Consider the following 19023-nt stretch of genomic DNA (forward strand, 5'->3'; position numbering starts at 1 on the left):
TCTCCTAGTAGTAAAACTACAGAAGAGCGTAAGTGCAGCTCCTATTGTGTTGTGATGTAAATCGATAATGTGAGTGCGAAGTGAACTGTAACAGGTTAAAAGTTGATGTTAGCTGCCAATAAATTCTGGTTTTTAGCTATTTCTAACTTTTGTTCGACGATTCTGTCAGTTATGCATTTGTTCCTGCCACTGCGGCGGTCCCTCCCCACGCCGACCAAGGATAGCCCATGAGTCTCCCTTTGCTGGCCGAACTGCCGGCCATCCTCCTTCCGTTTGTCGGTCGTGCGCAACTGACTTTACGCACTAATGCCACCGCTTTATCGGATGCCGCCCTGGCTCAACTTGATGCATGGCCCGACTCCCGCCGTGTAACGTTCGAACGGGTGTGCGCGGCCAGCGATTTTGTGGCCGAGCAAATGTCTCGCGACACCTCAATGTTTTTGGACTTGATGGACTCCGGGCAACTGGATCGCAGTTTTTGGGCAGGGGAGTTACGCGAGCAAATAGCCGCCGCCGTGCAGACCGCCGAAACCGAAGACGACTTGGGCCGCCTACTGCGCAGACAGCGCACCCGCCACCAAATTCGCATTGTCTGGCGTGACCTGAGCCGCCAGGCCGACCTTATAGAAACCTGCCGTGACCTGTCAGACATGGCGGATGCCTGCATCGATTTGGCTTATCAGTGGTTGTACCTGCGTCATTGTCAGCAGTTCGGTACGCCGATGGGTCGTCGCAGCGGGGAGCCGCAACAGATGGTGATCCTCGGAATGGGCAAGCTAGGCGCGGTGGAGCTCAACCTGTCGTCCGACATAGACCTGATCTTCGGCTACCCCGAAGGTGGCGAAACCCAAGGGGTCAAGCGGTCTATCGACAACCAGGAATTTTTTATCCGGTTGGGTCAACGGCTAATCAAAGCCCTAGATCCGATCACGGTGGACGGCTTTGTGTTCCGCGTTGACATGCGTCTGCGGCCTTACGGTTCATCCGGCGCGCTGGTGCTTAGCTTCAATGCGCTAGAGCAGTATTACCAGGACCAGGGTCGTGACTGGGAGCGCTACGCCATGATCAAGGCGCGAGTGGTAGGCGGAGATCAACAGGCCGGTGCCCTGTTGATCGACCTGCTACGGCCCTTTGTATATCGGCGTTATTTGGACTTTTCAGCCATCGAAGCGCTGCGCACGATGAAGCAGCTGATTCATCAGGAAGTCCGCCGTAAAGGTATGGCCGACAACATAAAACTGGGCTCTGGCGGTATTCGAGAAGTCGAATTTATCGCCCAGGCGTTCCAACTAATCCATGGTGGTCGCGACCTCAGCTTGCAGCAACGACCTTTGTTAAAAGTGCTCAATACCTTGGAAGGCCAAGGTTATTTGCCGCCGGCGGTGGTCGGTGAGTTGCGCCAAGCTTATGAGTTCTTGCGGTACACCGAGCACGCAATCCAGGCAATCGCTGATCGTCAGACCCAGATGCTGCCCGATGGCGAAGTTGATCAAGCGCGTATGGCTTTCATGCTGGGCTTTGCCGACTGGGCAAGTTTTCTCGAGCGACTAATGTATTGGCGCGGCCGAGTGGCGTGGCATTTCCGTCAGGTCATCGCCGACCCGGATGAGGAGGACGGCGATGAAGGCCGGGTAGTAGTGTTGGGCACAGAGTGGTTGCCGTTATGGGAAGATTCTCAGGATGAAGGCGCAGCCTGTCGGCAGCTGGAAGATGGCGGTTTTGCTGACGCCGCTAATGCGTTGAAACGTCTGTCGGGATTGCGCAATAGCCCGCAACTGCGTGCCATGCAACGCCTGGGTCGCGAGCGTCTTGATGCGTTTATTCCGAGGCTGCTGGCCCAAACGGTTGAGCACAGTGATCCGGACTTGGTGCTGGAGCGCGTGCTGCCGCTGGTCGAAGCTGTTGCTCGACGTTCGGCGTATCTGGTGTTGCTAACTGAAAATCCGAGAGCTTTGCGGCGCCTGTTGACGCTATGTGCGGCCAGTCCGTGGATCGCCGAGCAAATCGCGCGTTTTCCACTATTGCTCGATGAGCTGCTCAACGAGGACCGTCTGTTTAGCCCGCCTTTGGCCCCGGAGCTGGGCGCTGAGTTACGCGAACGGCTGACGCGTATTCCTGAGGACGACCTGGAACAGCAAATGGAAGCCCTGCGCCATTTTAAGCTGGCGCACAGCTTGCGGGTGGCGGCCTCGGAGATCAGCGGTAATCTGCCATTGATGAAAGTCAGCGACTACCTGACCTGGCTGGCGGAAGCGATTCTTGAACAAGTACTGGCGCTGGCTTGGCGACACACCGTGGCTAAACACGGTACACCTAAGCATTCTGATGGCACGTTGTGTGATCCGGGCTTTATCATCGTAGGCTATGGGAAGGTCGGCGGTATCGAATTGGGTCACGGCTCGGACCTGGATCTAGTGTTCATCCATGACGGTGATCCCCACGCGGAAACCGATGGCGCCAAACCCATCGACAGCGCGCAGTTCTTCACCCGACTGGGTCAGCGAATTATTCATTTGCTGACCGCCCAAACTAATTCTGGCCAGTTGTACGAGGTTGATATGCGCCTGCGACCCTCGGGCGCATCTGGATTGCTGGTCAGTTCATTGGGCGCGTTCGATCGCTATCAACAAAGCGAAGCCTGGACCTGGGAACATCAGGCGCTGGTTCGTGCGCGCGTATTGGTTGGGAGTCATGAGGTCGGCTCGGCGTTTGAGGCAGTGCGCGCAGCGGTGCTGAGTCGTGAACGTGATTTAACGGCCTTACGGACCGACGTCAGTGAGATGCGCGCCAAGATGCGCGGCACCCTCGGCAGCAAGGCTACCGTGGCCGGAACCGCCGCCAACGCCTTTGAAGCCACGGCACCGTTCGATCTCAAGCAGGATGCCGGAGGTATCGTCGATATCGAATTTATGGTGCAATACGCCGCCTTGGCATGGTCCTGGGAGCACCCGGAGCTGCTGCGCTACACCGACAACATCCGCATACTCGAAGGGCTGGAACACGCAAGTCTAATCCCGAGCGCAGATGCAGATCTGTTGCGGGAGGCTTATAAAGTCTATCGTGCAGCCGCGCACCGTCAGGCTTTGCAGAAGCAAGCCGGGGTGGTCAGTGGTGATCAGTTTCATGCCGAAAGGCGCGAAGTGCTGCGGATCTGGGCGGGGTTGGGTTTGAGTTAACAGTCTTATCCGGCGTGCCAAGGGTGGTATGCCTTTATAGCTATGACAGGGAGGCGTCAGGTTGTGTGGAACCGCTCCGCAACCTGATAAGCCTCCCTGATCGTTTCTGATGGTTTTTGGATTAAGCATGAGAATTCTGATCGTAGGGCCAAGCTGGGTCGGCGACATGGTGATGGCACAAACACTGTTTCAATGCTTGAAGCAGCGTCATCCCCAGTGTGAAATCGATGTGCTGGCGCCCGAATGGAGTCGGCCCATCCTTGAGCGCATGCCGCAAGTGCGTAGGGCCTTGAGCTTTCCGCTCGGCCACGGCGTACTTGAATTAGCCACTCGGCGCCGGATCGGCAAGTCACTGAAGGGGCAGTACGACCAGGCGATACTGCTGCCCAACTCCCTGAAGTCAGCGCTGGTCCCCTTTTTTGCGGGCATCCCCAAGCGCACCGGTTGGCGTGGCGAGTTTCGCTACGGATTGCTCAACGACGTGCGCACCCTGGACAAACAGCGTTACCCGCTGATGATTGAGCGGTTTATGGCGCTGGCCTTCGAAGCTGACGCTGAGATTCCACGGCCTTATCCACGCCCGAGCCTGCAAATCGATGCCGCTACCCGCGACGTCGCACTGCAGAAGTTTGGCTTGAGCCTGGATCGTCCGTTGTTGGTGCTGTGCCCCGGCGCTGAGTTCGGCGAATCCAAGCGCTGGTCAGCCGAGCACTACGCCAAAGTGGCTGAGGCGAAGGTTCGAGAGGGATGGCAAGTGTGGCTGTTTGGCTCAAAGAAGGATCATCCGGTCGGCGAAAGTATTCGCGAACGGTTGATTCCGGGTTTGCGTGAAGAGTCAATCAACCTCTGCGGCGAAACCTCGCTGGCCGAAGCCATCGATCTGATGTCTTGCGCCGACGCGGTGGTGTCCAACGACTCAGGGCTGATGCACGTGGCTGCAGCGCTCAACCGGCCATTGGTGGCGGTCTACGGCTCTACCTCGCCAGCTTTTACGCCACCACTGGCTGAACACGTCGAAATCGTCCAATTGGGCATCGAGTGCAGCCCTTGCTTCGAGCGTACCTGCCGTTTCGGTCATTACAATTGCTTGCGTCTGCTTGAACCCAAACCTGTGGTCGAGGCGCTGAGTCGCTTGGGCGGCACCCCGGTCGAGGTTTCCTGATTTTGTGTAGTTTGCGGGTACTGTTGATTAAGACTTCCTCTTTGGGGGATGTGATTCATGCGTTGCCAGCGTTGACCGACGCTGCTCGTGCGTTACCGGGCATTCAGTTCGATTGGGTGGTTGAAGAAAGCTTCGCCGAGATCCCGTCTTGGCATCCTGCGGTGGCTGAGGTCATTCCGGTGGCGATTCGTCGCTGGCGTAAAAACCTCTGGCAAACCTTCAGGAACGGCGAATGGCGCGGCTTGAAGAAACGCTTAAGCGAAACCCGTTACGACTTGGTAATTGACGCCCAAGGGCTGGTAAAAAGTGCCTGGCTTACTCGTTACGTCAAGGCGCCGGTAGTTGGCCTTGATCGGCTGTCGGCCCGCGAACCATTGGCGAGCCGATTCTATGATCGGCATTTCCCCGTCAATCCTGAGCAGCATGCGGTGCAACGCTCGCGGTTGTTATTTGCCCAGGCGTTGGGCTATGAGGTGCCGGACGATATCGGCGATTACGGCCTTGATCGTTCGCGCTTGATTGATGCGCCGGTGGACGAGCCGTTTGTGCTGTTTTTACATGGCACCACGTGGGCCACCAAACACTGGCCGGAGCTCTACTGGCGGCAGTTGGCTGAGATCATGAGCGGGCGTGGGCTGCAAGTGCGCCTGCCGTGGGGCAATCCCGCCGAGTTGGCCCGCGCAGAACGCATCGCACTTGGGCTCGATAACGTTGTGGTGCTGCCCAAACTCAACTTGGCGGGTGTCGCGCGGGTGTTGGTTGGCGCTCAGGCATGTGTGGCGGTGGACACCGGCCTCGGCCATTTGGCGGCTGCGCTGGACGTGCCGACCCTGTCACTGTTTGGTCCCACTGACCCGGTATTGACCGGTGCTTATGGTAGATCCCAGGTACACATGGCCAGCGACTTCCCCTGCGCGCCCTGCCTGCAAAAGAAATGCACCTATCGCCCGACCGTTGAAGAACAGCGTCGTTTCGATCTAAGTAGCGAGTGGCCGTTGTGCTTCACTCGTTTGAATCCCGAGCGAGTAGCGAGCCAGTTGGGCTCGCTGTTGCTGGCAAAGGAACCCAACTGATGCAATTGGCGTTTGTGTTGTACAAATACTTTCCGTTCGGCGGTCTGCAACGCGACTTCATGCGCATTGCCCTGGAGTGTCAGCAACGCGGTCATGATATTCGCGTTTACACGCTAACTTGGGAAGGTGAAGTACCGTCCGGATTTGAGGTGGTGATGGTGCCGGTCAAGGCGCTGTTCAATCACACGCGTTACGAAAGGCTCAGCGCGTGGGTCGAGGCGGATCTGCTCAAGCGTCCGGTGGACCGTCTGATCGGCTTCAATAAAATGCCGGGGCTGGATGTGTACTACGCCGCTGATGGCTGCTTCGAAGACAAAGCGCAAAACCTGCGCAGTTCGCTGTATCGCCGCTGGGGCCGCTATCGTCACTTCGCTGCTTACGAGCGAGCGGTATTTGCCAAAGACGCTAAAACCGACGTGCTGATGATCTCCGAAGTACAGCAACCGTTGTTCGTCAAACACTACGGCACCCCTGCTGAGCGCTTTCATCTGCTGCCGCCGGGGATTGGGTTGGACCGTCGAGCGCCTGCGGATGCGCCGCAGATTCGTGCCGAGTTCCGTCAGGAGTTCGGCCTTGCCGATGACGACTTGCTGGTCGTACAAATTGGTTCAGGGTTCAAGACCAAGGGCGTGGACCGCAGCCTTAAGGCGTTGGCCGCATTGCCGCCTGAGCTGAAAGCGCGCACGCGACTGTTTGTAATCGGTCAGGACGACCCCAAAGTATTCCAGGTGCAAAGCGCCACGTTGGGGATCAGCGAGCAGGTGCAGTTCCTCAAGGGGCGCAGCGACATACCCCGCTTCCTGATGGGTGCCGACCTATTGATTCACCCGGCATACAACGAAAACACCGGTACTGTTTTACTCGAAGCCTTGGTCGCGGGCCTGCCGGTACTGGTCAGCGCTGTATGTGGTTATGCGCATTACATTGCCGAAGCTGACTGTGGGCGGGTGCTGACCCACCCGTTCGAACAGGCGCAACTCAATCAATACCTCGCTACCATGTTGGCTGATGATTCGGCGCGTGCAGCCTGGAGCCAGCACGGTTTGGTCTTTGCCGATACAGCGGACCTTTACAGCATGCCGCAGCACGCGGCCGATGTAATTCTGGCGGAGCACCACGGATGAAACTGATTCTCGCTGAACCGTTCAAAAGACTTTGGGATGGTCGCGATGCGTTCGCCGAAGTCGAGGCTTTGGACGGTCAGGTTTATCGTGAGCTAGAAGGTCGACGCACTTTACGTACTGAAGTCGAGGGTCGCGGTTATTTCGTCAAGATTCATCGGGGAATTGGCTGGGGCGAAGTGGCCAAAAATCTGGTAACCGCCAAGTTGCCGGTGCTGGGTGCCGGTCAGGAGTGGCGGGCGATCAACCGTCTGCATGAAGTCGGCGTGCCAACCATGACCGCCGTAGCCTACGGTGAGCGCGGGAATAACCCTGCCGCACAGCATTCGTTCATCGTCACCGAGGAGCTGGCGCCTACTGTCAGCCTGGAAGATTTCAGTATTCATTGGCGTCAGGAGCCACCGGCACCGCGCCTCAAGCGTGCGTTAATAGCCGAAGTTGCGCGCATGACCGGCATCATGCACCGCGCTGGTGTCAACCACCGCGATTGCTACATCTGCCACTTTCTGTTGCACACCGACAAACCGGTGACCGCCGATGACTTCAAGCTGTCGCTGATCGATCTGCACCGCGCCCAGACGCGCAAGACGATTACCTTGCGCTGGCGCAACAAGGATCTGGCCGCCCTGTATTTCTCGGCTTTGGACATTGGGCTGACCTCGCGCGATAAATTGCGCTACATGTGCGGATACTTTCAACTTCCGTTGCGTCAAGTCGTCGCACAAGAGTCGGCATTGCTCGCTTGGCTGGAGACTAAAGCCAGTAAGCTTTACGAGCGCAAACGACGTTACGGTGATGCACTCTGATGGCCGCAGGCAAACGTGGATAGCTGGACTGACCTGAGCACGTGGATACAGCGGCGGCCGATGCTGTTCGCCCACAAGGGTCTGACAAAGTGCAGTAGTTATAAAGAGGTATGTTGATGCAGTTGTCTGATCTGAAATTCGCCGGACGTACGCCGATACTGCCCATCAACCTGGCGCTGGCCGATGCTGCTGGCCCAGCCGAACTGCAATTGTTGACGTTACTGCGTGTTTTGCCGGGGCAACGTTATGTTGGCGCCGGTATCTGGCGCGGCCGTACGGTGCTGGCGAAACTGTTGGTCGGCTCTAAGGCGGCTCGACGCTTTCAACGCGAGCGTGATGGTGTCCACCACCTAGCCGAGCAGGGCATGACGACCCCGTTATTGTTGGTCGAAGGCCTCAAAGAAGGTCAGGGCGGCTGGCTATTATTCGAGTTTCTGGAAGGCGCGCAAAGCCTCGGCGATAGTTGGGCTGAGGTCGAAACATTGCCCCCCCTCGCGTATGAGCAGCAAACGGTATTGGGGGAGGCACTGTCAATAATCGCAACGCTACACAGCAAAGGGTTGTGGCAAGAAGACCTTCATTTGGACAACCTGCTGCGTTATCAAGGGCAGTTGTATCTGATTGATGGGGCGGGCATTCGCGCCGAACAGGCAGGTAATCCGTTGTCGCGGCAGCGGGTGTTGGAAAATCTGGGTGTTTTTTTTGCTCAGTTGCCAAAGGCCTTGGAACCGTTCACCGAAGAGCTGTTGGTGCATTATTTGCTGAGCAATGGCGAACACGCCTTGCCCATGCAAGCACTGCAAAAACAGATCAACAAGACCCGCAACTGGCGTTTGAAAGACTTCCTGGGCAAAGTCGCGCGCGATTGCAGTTTGTTTAGCGTCTACGATGGTCCTTTCAGTCTGCGCGCTATTCGTCGCGAAGAAGAGGCCGCAATGTCGCCGGTGCTGGCTGACGCCGATGGGTTGCTTGATCACGGTCATTTGTACAAGACCGGAGGAGCGGCCAGCGTAGGGCGAGTTGAGGTGGCAGGTCGGCAGCTTGTGATCAAACGCTACAACGTTAAAAATTTCGCTCACTGGCTCAAACGTTTTTGGCGTCCGAGCCGCGCTTGGCATTCATGGCGCGAAGGCAATCGGCTGGCGTTTCTTGGTATTGCAACACCTAAGCCGCTGGCGATGCTGGAGCTGCGATTTTTCTGGCTGCGGTTCAAGGCATACCTGATCACTGAATATTTGCCGGGGCCGGACATTATTGAGCAGTTTGCGCCGCATGTGGCCTCGGGCGATGTTCCGCAAGCGGAGTTGTTGGCGCTTGACCACCTGTTCGCTCGGCTGATTGACGAGCGAATCAGCCATGGTGATCTCAAAGGACACAACGTGTTCTGGCATCAAGACCGTTGGGCGCTGATCGATCTCGACGCCATGTGTCAACACACCTCAGCTTCTTCTTTTTCATCTGCATTTGCGCGAGATCGGGCACGATTCATGCGCAACTGGCCACCCGAAAGCGCGCTGCACCAATTGCTGGAGCAGCGCTTGCCTCGGTGTTGATTTGCCTACACGTTATCTCTGGATTAATCAGGCGACCCGGATCAAATTCAACCCCTCAAGCGCCTGAATCAAATCCCACAGATCAGCGTAAGCATGCTGATGAACCGATTCCCACGCCGGATGCTCGACGTACAACTGGCCGTGTTCATTCCGGTCAATGAGCATGCGCTCAACGCCGCCCTCTTCTGATCGATATACGATCACCGGGCGGTCCGATACTGACTCATCGATGAGGAACATTCCTGGCTCGGTCAGCTCTGCTTCAGCGGGCAAAGCGAGGGGCGGTCTGTTTACGATTATCGACTCGGCCGCACTATCTAGCGTCGGTATATCCAAGCGGTAGTCGCTCTGCAGAAAGACGCTTGTGCTGGCATGGTTTTCGACCAGTTGTTCGCCCAGATCCCTGAATGGTGCACGTCCCTGCCCCGGGCCGACGTCGACGACACGAACCCCGATAGCTCCCTCGAGCTCGGCAACGCCGGGCACGATTTTTTGGAAGGTATTGGCATGGGTATTACCCACCAACGCAATCCAGTTGTGCGGCCCCATTACCTCTTGATGCTTGCGAATGGTCCGCGAGGCGAAGAAATTCATCATTTGCTGGCGAGTGGTGGGTGCCGAACGACTTAGCCCTTCCAGGTAGTAACTGGCTGAACAATCGATGGCCCTGACTTCCAGACCTTGCTTGCGCGCGCTAATGACCAGGTTTTCAAAGGTATAGACCTTTTTTGGATCCGTGCGGTAATCCTGATCCAGTTTTTTCAGGTCGTGCAGCAGGGTCTTGCTCATCTGCCCGGTGTCGGCGAAGCGATCGAGATCTGCTTGATGCAGGTCCGTCAGCAGATGCTCCATGTATAAGGTTTTTACCTGCCTGCGCGAGAGTTGCGGCAAGTGGTCGATGATAAATTTTTTACTGCCAATGGAGGCATGCGCTTCGCCGACCACCACGCCCGAGGTGTTCTCGTACAGGTTATCTATGAAGTCTGGAATCGTTGTGCCCGCAGCTACCTCGGGCAGGGTTGGACGCGGCGGTAGGTCGCCGGAAATGACCTGTCGTGAATCTTTTTGCAGTTGCCTGCGCAGGTCGAAAAATACTTCCCGGGCCTGAGTCAGATGGTCGGCGGTAAAACCATAGTCTTCATGAATACCTCCATCACGGAAGTTCGCCAGCTCATGCAGCGTCGGTCGCAGTTCAATGGGCAGATCATATCGGGTGTCGAGTAACGAGTGTTGAATGGCTGTTATAGAGTGTTCCGTCGGCCATGAGTCAGGGTCCGCTCGTTGCCAATGACCGGCCTCATCCAATTGAAAGCCATGAGCATCGACATACGGGTGAACACTGTCCGCAGTCGTTCTCATCCTGCCTTCGAGCAACGAATATAAAGCATCGTCCAGACGCGTAATTGAGGTCGTCGTGGGGAAAGCCGCGAGTGCTGCAATCCTGAAATCAGCCATTTGCAATGTAAAGTCGGCCTTGGCCAGCGGATCACCCGCAATTGATCCAGCGGTATCTCGACGCATCCGCGAAAGACTGCCGGTGGGCAGGCCTTCAAATCGTAGGCTGATTGCGCCGCTCAAGTCAGCTATGCCCGGAACCTGTCGCCAGGTGTTCGCCATTTTTTGGTCGAGCAACGCGATCCAGCGCTTTTCTGGCCGTGCCCTCATGTCCGCACTGATCAGCTTGTGACCGAAAAAGTTACTCATTTTTTGTGCGGCTGCAGGGTCATTCGCTGCAATCGCTACCGGGTTGTTATTAAAGGGGTAGCTGACCGCTGAGTTCAATGGTTTAACCTCAATACCGTATTTGTGCGCCGCTTTTATCAGGTGGTAGTAGTCGTACTCCTTGCTCTGGTTATCCAGTGCGCCACCACCAAGATGTTTAAGGTGGAATTTGATTTCCCTCGATCCAGATTTTGTCTTGTTGCCCACTTTTTTGTACTTGGCCAGCTTGCTCTGATGGAGATCAGTGAATAGATGTTCGATGTACAGGATCTCGATTTTTTGCTCGGCGAGCAGGGGCATGTTGTCGATCAGCCATTGTTTGCTGACAACTGCCCGGGGCGCCTCGCTGATGACCAAGCCATTGGTTTTTTCGAAGATGCTGCTGAGTAGCTTCTCAGGGCGCACCGTTTCGTCAAGCATGGGCAGTTCGGGCCGAATAGGAGGTGTTACCTGATTAAAAAACGCGTTGGCGTCGCTGTAGAGGATTTTCCTGAATTCGGCGTAAGTTTTTCGCAGGTCCGTCAACATCGGCCCCATCCATTGCTCAATTCCGAGGCCGCTGACGCCAAGATCGTCTGCTGCCGTGGGGTCGACGATGCTGTGGGTGTAAGGCCGCATTGCCGCGGGCAGTTCATAGTTGCTCAAGTCGCTGGCTGCAGAGTTTTGGCCGGCAATTTCCTCCTCAAACGGATGATATTTCGGCCGGCCGCCGCCCCGCAGGTTTAGGTCCACCAACTGCCATTGACCTTTGTTATTGAGGCAAACCGGCTGCTTGCCGAAAAACGCAAAAGGGTTGTTGCTATCAACGATGTGCCAGCAACGAATTCGAGCGTCGAACTGGACCTTGAACGTCAGCCCTTCCAGTTCGATGTAATGCTGACCCTGAAGCAGCGTGACGCCTTTGGCATGTCCGTTGGCGATAGGCGCGGTTTCTCGCAGCGACACGCCCACGGCATAGCTCCGATTGAGCGTGCCTTGGGGAGTTGCCTGGTCGGTTTCGCGGCGTAACGGTTGCCAGACGCCGGCGATATCCTTCTCCGCGAATTGACCGCTGGGAATCAGCGTGTCGGGGTGCCGGACATTTACTCTGAACAACGGCGCGTGTCCGTTCGTTGTCGAGGGGGTGGTCCAAAACACCTCGCCATGAACCTGCATCGGACGAAGGTTTTTCAGGGGTGGCAAAATTCGTTGGAGGTGTGTGGCGCTGTCGAGAATCTGACTTTTTCCCGCGTTGCGGGACGCGGTGCGCAGAACATGGGCAAAACCCTTGAGGCCCGGATGCAGATCGCCCGCCGCACCGAGGCCATTGAGCAGGGAACTAAGAATGTAGCCACTGGCGGCTTCCTGATCGCCATCGCTGAATGCTTCTAGCGCGTGGAGGCTGTCGCGCATCGACAATAAGGCACCTACCGCGAAACTGGCGGGGGGGAACGGCAGGGTGACTGCGGTGGCGATCAGTTCGACACTGGTCCAGATCAGCTTCTGAAGCATGTCGTTGCGTCCGGTGGTGGCGTCTTCGACGTCGTGGATTTTGCGTTGGATGATTTGGTTGAAGTGCTGATCGTGAAGGTCTGTCAGCGGTGAGTCTGGTAGTGCTGGCGGCTGACTGTTGCCGCCTGCTTTCATGTCTGCCAGAAAAAACGCCAGCTTGCGGTTGGCGCGAATGCGGCAGCGATCCTTGTAGTAGTCGCTCATGCCTTCGCGTTTGAGCGTGTCGACGAAGTTGCCGAAGGGGCGAAAGTCCACGTCATCCGGTGCATTTGGCGTATAGAGCAGGGCGTCTCGAGTATTGGCGGAGAGCTCGGGAGTTAGCACATGGCAGCCTTGTACAGTTTCTATCTGGGTGCCAGGCAGCGGCAGAAAATCCAGTAAGCTGCCAAGTTCAGCTACGTTGGTGGCGATCAACGGGTTGTCCAATTTGAACTGCAACGGGTATAGGGGGTAGCGACGACGGGTTGCCGGGTCGCTTACATGCATCTGCTCAATGGATGCCTTGAGCCATTGATACTGCTGAGCATTGATCTCGCTTTTAAGATAACTGCGCAGGGCAGCGGCGTTCATCTGCAGTTGAGCAATAAGCAGGCTGGTACGGCGACGGTATGTGTATCCCGTGGTGTCCGCGTTGAGCAGGGTGTTTTTGATGTGGGCCACGTATTGATCACTGAGCCACGCACCGTGTACCGAGCGCGCTACTTTCTCTGCAGTCAACGGAGTCAGGTCGATACCGTCTGGACCCTTGAATCGTGCATCGGCAACAGGGTTAGTGTTGACCGGGTTGATGCTGTCGTCATAGCCGTTGCGCAGCATCTGGGTGTAGTTCAGCGTTTCTCGGTTCGTGGTGATGATGATCTTGTCGGGGTCGACCTGGCCTTCGGCGGTGCCGAGCAACTCATTAATCTTCTGCATAGCTCTTTTATGCACGTAGTCATCAAATGTCTGAACCTGTGCATGGGCTTTGGCCTGGTAATGTGCTTGCGCGGCATTGATAGCATCCTCCAGAGCAACCAACTGTTGACGTTGGTTTGTATTGGCATTCAAGTACCAATTTGGAGTGTGATGTTCCTGGTCGGAGAGAATCACACCAATGCGCTTGTTCACCAAAGCGCGTAACGCTTCCTCATAAGGCAACGGTGGAGCAAGGTTAACGAAGTCGGCCGGCGGTTGAGGTTTTTGTTTCAGCGCTGATAACTGCTTTGCCAGGGCGGTACGGTGGGTGGAGCTGACTTGCGTGAGCAGGTAGTCGCTCATGTCAGCAAAGGCGCTCCAGCCCACCAGTTCCTGACACAATTGGCGTTCGTTGTCGAATCCCTGAAATTGGCGGCCTCGCGGGTTGTCGGACATGAACATCACCAAACGTTCGAGCCGACCTTGGGCATCCTCTTGACGAAACAGCAGCACGTTGCTCAACACATGGCGATTGTTCAACGTCACCTGTTGCACACGGGTCGCGCCGCCTGTTGTTTCGCGCTCGGGTTGGCTCAAAGCGCTTATCAGGTCGTAGTCCCGAGGTGAAATGTGCCCTTTCAGCTTTGCAGCGTAGGCCATGGCCTTCACCTGCTGTCGAGTAACGTCGCGCATGATCCTTTGGGCGTGAGGCGAGCCGTAGGCTTCGCGCTGAGCCGGGCCAAACGCCCTGCGTAGATCCAGTGTCTGGATCAGTCCACCAATATAGGCGTTGGTCAGTCCTGGGTAGTCAGAGGCCAGTGGCTGCCCCTGAAGGTTGATGGTGCTCCAGGTCAGGAAAACCGAACCAGTGTCCATGTCGCCGGGGTGCAGTCCGTAGAGCGCCAGCTGAGTCAACGAACGGGTAACCTTATATGGCTCGTTGCTGAGCGGTAACTGGCGCCATGTGGAAATCATCAAATGTTCCGGGCTCAGATCATGGCCCAGATCATTTTCGATTTGAGCACGCAGGCGCTGAGTGGCGAATTGTTCTGGTGACGAAGCGCCGCCGAGCATGCTCGATAATGCGCCACGTATTTGCTCGTACGCTCTCAAGCTTTCAACGTAGCACTGGAGTTCCTCCCGGCTAGCGATCGAGAGCCAGTCCGGCAGAGCTTTGCGCTGCTCGCTTGCGTTATGGCTGACCTCACGCAGTTCGAGCATTGCCGCCGGGCCAAATCTTCCGCCCATGCGTATGGCCTGATTGATCTGACGTGCATTGCCCTCGAACGCATAGCTAATATCAGCGCGTTGTTTGTCCAGTTGTCTTTCGAAAGCGTGCTCGAAGGGCTTATCAGCGATAAAGGTCAATTGCCAATCCAGCGCATCAACGGGTTCAAGAAACAGGTCAGGATCGGCTTCAATGTCGAGGAGCATGTTCTGCACGCGTTGCTCGGCGTTGTTAAGCAGCAGACTGCGCAGGGCGGAGTCGTTGGCCCAATTCGTAAGGGTCTCGACCAGCAACGCATGGCTGGCAAAACCTTCCACGCCATACCCCGGCAGTACCAGTAAAGTCGGGCCTTGATGGTTGATGATCACGAGGGCGCCGGCTAACTCAATGGTGTTTTGATCATTCAACTTCAGTTGCAGGCTGTGGAATGCAGGTGCGAGGCGCTCGCCACTGTCCGCTGCGGGCAATGGCAAGCAGTCTCGGTAGGCAGGGTGTAAGCACCCGTCGGAAATCTTGAGCGCGACTTCATCGCGCAGGGCTTGCTCGATACCCGCAATAAACACTTCCCGTCGTGGCGTGCCTTGGGCGCTCGGCGCGACCCAGAAAAAATCGATGCGGTTCTGCATTTCTTGCAGTGTCAGGTCTTGCGCCTCAGGCAAGTACACAAGTTCTTTCGTCAACGTGGTGCTTAGCGCTGTCAGACGGGTGAGGAGTGTTGAGCGATTATTCGATGGTGTTTGCATGCGGAACTCTTTTGATGGCTGTATGGGTGTTCGCCTCAATCCAACCAAAAAACGAGCCTGTGTAGTGTTAGATAGTTATCAGGGTTTGGGGGCGGAAACCTGAGCGAGAAAACCGGCCAGACAACTTAAGTTCTCCTCGGTATTCCGATGCTGTCGCCACCCGACCACATACAGTCTCATTACGCTATAATCTCGCGCTTTAGCTGTTCCTCGCGCCTGTTGCGAGGGCATATTTTCTCAGGCGCACGTCGCCTGCATACAGACTCATGAGGCTAGACCCCTTTGGCATTGACGATTCTTGGCCTGTCCGGCGCCCTTAGCCATGATCCTTCCGCAGCCCTATATATCGACGGCAAGCTGGTAGCGGCCGCTGAAGAAGAGCGCTTCGTTCGCGATAAGCACGCAAAGAACCGTATGCCGTACGAGTCGGCGAAGTTCTGTCTGGAGCAAGCGGGTATCAAGCCGTCAGACGTTGACGTGGTGGCGATTCCGTTCGCGCCGGTCAGCCTGTTTGGCAAAGCGCGTTGGCATTACGCCAAGCGCTATTGGTATGCGCCTGACCGTGCCCTCGACGCGCTGTTGATGGGTAACCGTCGCTACAAACGCTATCGCAACAAGATTGTGTTCTGCTTGGAGCAGCTCGGCTTCGATCCAAAGAAAATCAAGATCGAACCGGTTGAACATCATTTGGCTCATGCCTCTAGTGCTTACCATTGCTCAGGTTTTAAAGAAAAAACCGCGATCATGGGCATCGACGGCAAGGGTGAATACGCCACTACGTTTTTCGGTTACGGCGAAAACGGCAAAATTCACAAGATCAAAGAATTTTTCGATCCAGATTCCCTCGGCGGCCTGTACGGGGCGATTACCGAGTTCCTCGGGTTCGAAATGCTCGATGGTGAATTCAAAGTGATGGGCATGGCGCCGTATGGCGATGCCAGCAAATACGATTTTTCGCGTCTGGCGACCTTTGAAAATGGCGAGCTGGTGATTAACACCGATTACGCCAACGTCGTCGGCCTGCGTCGCTATAAAGAGAATGGCAAGGGTTTCTACTTCTCGCCGAAACTAATCGAATGGCTAGGTCCGCGCCGTCAGGGCGACGTCGCTGACGAACCGTATATCCACTACGCGGCCAGCATTCAAGCGCTGTTCGAGAAGCTTTCGTTGCAGATGATGGATTTCTATCTGGGCGACATCCTCCGGGAAACCGGTAAGCTGGCCTTCGCAGGCGGCTGCGCGCTGAACGTCAAACTGAACCAGAAAATCATTGCTCGCCCGGAAGTCAAAGAGCTGTTCGTGCAGCCAGCGTCCGGTGATGCCGGCACCGCAGTGGGTGCTGCTGCTTATGTATCTCACGCCCGTGGTGTACCGGTCGAGAAGATGGAGCACGTTTACCTCGGCCCGGAATACAGCAACGAAGACGTGATCGCTGCCTGCGCCCGTCATCCGAGCAAGCCGGTGTGGCGCCAAATCGACAATACCCCGCAGCGCATCGCCAAGATCATGGTCGAAGGAAATCCTGTGGCTTGGTTCCAGGGACGTATGGAGTTTGGTCCGCGTGCACTGGGCGGCCGTTCGATTATTGGTTGCCCGAGCATTCCTGGCGTGGCCAACCGGATCAATGAACAGATCAAGTTCCGCGAGCGCTGGAGGCCTTTCTGCCCGTCTATGCTCGATACGGTTGGCCCACAGATGATCAAAGTCGATCATCCCGCGCCGTTCATGACCTTCACCTTCGAAGTGGCTGACGAGTGGAAAGCCCGCGTGCCGGAAGTCGTCCATGAAGATGGCACTTCTCGCGCACAGGTGCTGGAGCGCAGGTTCAATCCGCGCTATTACGACATGATGAAAGCGCTGGAAGAATTGACCGGCAACGGTGTGTCGCTCAATACCTCGCTCAACCGACGTGGTGAAGCGATGATCTGTTCTCCGACTGACGCGTTGAACATGTTCTTCGGTTCCGATCTGGAATACCTGATTATGGAAGACATCTTGGTCCTCAAAGACGGTGTAGAGGCTTATGACACGTTCGGCTGATCGCCATGTGCTGCAGTTTTGTCACGGCTATGACGGGCCGTTTCTCGACTGCGCCCGGCAATACGCCAGCTTGTTTGCCGGTAAAGGGTATCGAGTGACCACGGTATTCCTGACCGGAGCCGCTGATCCTGAGGTGGCAATTGCTTGTGCTTCGGACGAAGTGTTATTTCTCGAATACAGCTCCAAGGCCATTCGTGGCCTGAAGCTAGGGGCGATCCGCGATCTGCGAAAAATCGCCGCTACGCGTTCTTTTAGTTTTTGCATCGCCCATCGTTTCAAACCGGTTTACATCGCATTGTTGGCGACGCGCTTGCCAGTGATCGGTATCCACCACGCGTTTGGCGACTATCACCGCCGTACCCGCAAGCTGTTCGCGTATATCTTCCGCCGGCGCTTGAGCCTGCTGGGCGTGTCCGACGCAGTGCGCGATGACATGCGTAAAAGCTTGCCGAAGTGGCCAGTCGGGCGTATTCAAACCCTGTACAACCGTATCGACGTTGAGCAGTTACAGGTTACTCAGTTGTCTGCCGCCGAGGCGCGTGTTGAATTGGGCTTGCCGCTCAGTGCATGGATCGTCGGCAACGTCGGTCGTCTGCACCCGGACAAAGATCAAGCGACGTTGCTGCGCGGTTTCGCTTTGGCGCTGCCGAACCTGCCTGCCGAGAGCCAGCTGGTAATTCTCGGCACCGGGCGGCTGGAACAAGACCTCAAAGCGTTAGCGCTGGAGTTGGGCGTTGGTTCGCAGGTGCTGTTTCTTGGGCAGATCCGTGAAGCTCACCGTTATTACAAAGCGTTCGATGTGTTCGCGTTGAGCTCGGATCACGAACCGTTCGGTATGGTGCTGCTTGAAGCCATGGTCGCGGGTGTTCCACTGCTGGCAACGGCGGCGGGTGGCGCCAAGGAAGTGGTTGAAGGCGTCGGCATCCTGTTTCCGTTGGGCGATGACCAGCGTTTGGCCCAAGGGCTTATTCATCTGGCGACACTGGATGAGGCACAGCGAACGGCTTGCGCCGAGTTGATGCTGCTGCGATTGCAAGAGCGGTTCTCCGATCAATCTGTACGCGAGGTGTTCTGGCGCTTGCCGCAAGTCACCAGCCTGATCGCGGAGTCCTGATGCTCAACCGATTTCAACGCTGGCGTGAACGTGGTTGGACTCTTATCGATGCCCCAACCTATGCCCAGGCTTGGCAACGCTTTGGCGGCAGCGTCGCAACCCATCCCTTGGTTGTCGAACGCTTGGCTGCGCTGGCTGATATCCCGGTGCGTTATTTAGGCTGGGAGCAGAGCGGCGAATTGCAGGCCGCGATCCCGACGTGGGGCCGCTCATTGGCCCTCTCAAAAGACGTGCTCAAGCGCCAGGGCAAAAAAGGTCTGTTCGATTTGGGCAATGCCGAATTGATTTTGCCTGTGGCTGCTGGCGCGCAGGTTGCGTTGCGCCATAGAGCGCGCTATCTATCGGCCCTGAATGAAGGCCGGGTCAGTACCCTGAAACCTCAGCCAGAATCGCTGGCCATGTCCCGTGCGCCGGAAGAGCTGTCGAAAAAATTCCGCTACAACCAACGCCGTGAGTTGCGTCTGTTGGAAGAAGCGGGCGGCGTAGCGCGCCCTGTGGCTGAGTTCACCAGCGCTGAATTAGCCGCTATGTATTGCGACCTGTTCCAGCGCCGCTGGGGGTTCCCTGCTACCGGCGCCGAACGGATGGCGGACGTGATTGAGTTGTTGCGTGAGCTGATGATTGGCTCGGTGCTGTTCCTTAACGACTCACCTATCGCCATCCAGTTGGTGTATCGGGTCGAAGCGCCGGAGTGGATCAGCGTGGAATACATCAACGGCGGTGTCGATCCGGAAAACCGCGGTTTTAGTCCTGGCAGCGTCCTCAGTTTTCTTAATACTCAAAGTGCTTGGGAACAGGCGCGTGCTAATAACAAACCGCTGCGTTTCTCTTTTGGGCGTGCTGATCGCGAATACAAGGACCGGTGGTGCAGCCAGGTGCCGGTGTTTCAAGTATGAATTC

10 protein-coding genes are annotated in these 19023 nt (G+C 56.4%); 9 read left to right on the forward strand and 1 reads right to left on the reverse strand.

What is annotated here, in order from left to right; genetic code table 11:
* Positions 1-227: 227 nt before the first annotated feature.
* From glnE to QN378_RS02120, 6 genes are all read left to right on the forward strand, one after another.
* Positions 228-3176: a bifunctional [glutamate--ammonia ligase]-adenylyl-L-tyrosine phosphorylase/[glutamate--ammonia-ligase] adenylyltransferase gene (gene glnE, locus QN378_RS02095; RefSeq protein ID WP_322206494.1), complete on the forward strand. Its 2949-nt coding sequence runs from the start codon at positions 228-230 to the stop codon at positions 3174-3176.
* 127 nt (positions 3177-3303) lie between these two features.
* The gene (waaF, locus tag QN378_RS02100; protein WP_322206495.1) at positions 3304-4338 is read left to right on the forward strand and encodes a lipopolysaccharide heptosyltransferase II; all 1035 of its coding nucleotides are present in this window, start codon (positions 3304-3306) and stop codon (positions 4336-4338) included.
* A gap of 11 nt (positions 4339-4349) precedes the next feature.
* Positions 4350-5411, forward strand: coding sequence for a lipopolysaccharide heptosyltransferase I (gene waaC / locus QN378_RS02105; RefSeq protein WP_322206992.1), 1062 nt, complete (start codon positions 4350-4352; stop codon positions 5409-5411).
* Positions 5411-6535 (forward strand): glycosyltransferase family 4 protein, encoded by a 1125-nt coding sequence (locus QN378_RS02110; protein WP_322206496.1) that lies wholly within the window; start codon positions 5411-5413, stop codon positions 6533-6535. Before waaC ends, QN378_RS02110 begins: the two co-directional genes overlap by 1 nt.
* Positions 6532-7338, forward strand: coding sequence for a lipopolysaccharide core heptose(I) kinase RfaP (rfaP, locus tag QN378_RS02115; RefSeq protein WP_322206497.1), 807 nt, complete (start codon positions 6532-6534; stop codon positions 7336-7338). The genes QN378_RS02110 and rfaP overlap by 4 nt, the downstream gene beginning before the upstream one ends.
* Before the next feature lie 116 nt (positions 7339-7454).
* Complete coding sequence (locus QN378_RS02120; protein ID WP_322206498.1) at positions 7455-8891, forward strand: lipopolysaccharide kinase InaA family protein; 1437 nt, start codon at positions 7455-7457, stop codon at positions 8889-8891.
* Between the two features lie 27 nt (positions 8892-8918).
* Here QN378_RS02120 and QN378_RS02125 read toward each other — a convergent pair whose 3' ends face one another.
* Positions 8919-14969, reverse strand: coding sequence for a membrane-targeted effector domain-containing toxin (locus tag QN378_RS02125; protein ID WP_323546786.1), 6051 nt, complete (start codon positions 14967-14969; stop codon positions 8919-8921).
* Between the two features lie 282 nt (positions 14970-15251).
* Between QN378_RS02125 and QN378_RS02130 the strand changes: the two genes are divergently transcribed.
* The 3 genes from QN378_RS02130 to QN378_RS02140 are packed head-to-tail and all read left to right on the forward strand — an operon-like array spanning position 15252 to position 19019.
* The gene (locus QN378_RS02130; RefSeq protein WP_322206501.1) at positions 15252-17009 is read left to right on the forward strand and encodes a carbamoyltransferase; all 1758 of its coding nucleotides are present in this window, start codon (positions 15252-15254) and stop codon (positions 17007-17009) included.
* A complete protein-coding gene (locus QN378_RS02135) occupies positions 16993-18123 on the forward strand; it encodes a glycosyltransferase (protein ID WP_322206502.1) in 1131 nt (376 codons plus the stop codon). Before QN378_RS02130 ends, QN378_RS02135 begins: the two co-directional genes overlap by 17 nt.
* A complete protein-coding gene (locus QN378_RS02140) occupies positions 18123-19019 on the forward strand; it encodes an antimicrobial resistance protein Mig-14 (RefSeq protein ID WP_322206503.1) in 897 nt (298 codons plus the stop codon). Before QN378_RS02135 ends, QN378_RS02140 begins: the two co-directional genes overlap by 1 nt.
* Positions 19020-19023: the final 4 nt, after the last annotated feature.

Source organism: Pseudomonas sp. 10S5, assembly GCF_035019745.1.
GTDB lineage: Bacteria > Pseudomonadota > Gammaproteobacteria > Pseudomonadales > Pseudomonadaceae > Aquipseudomonas.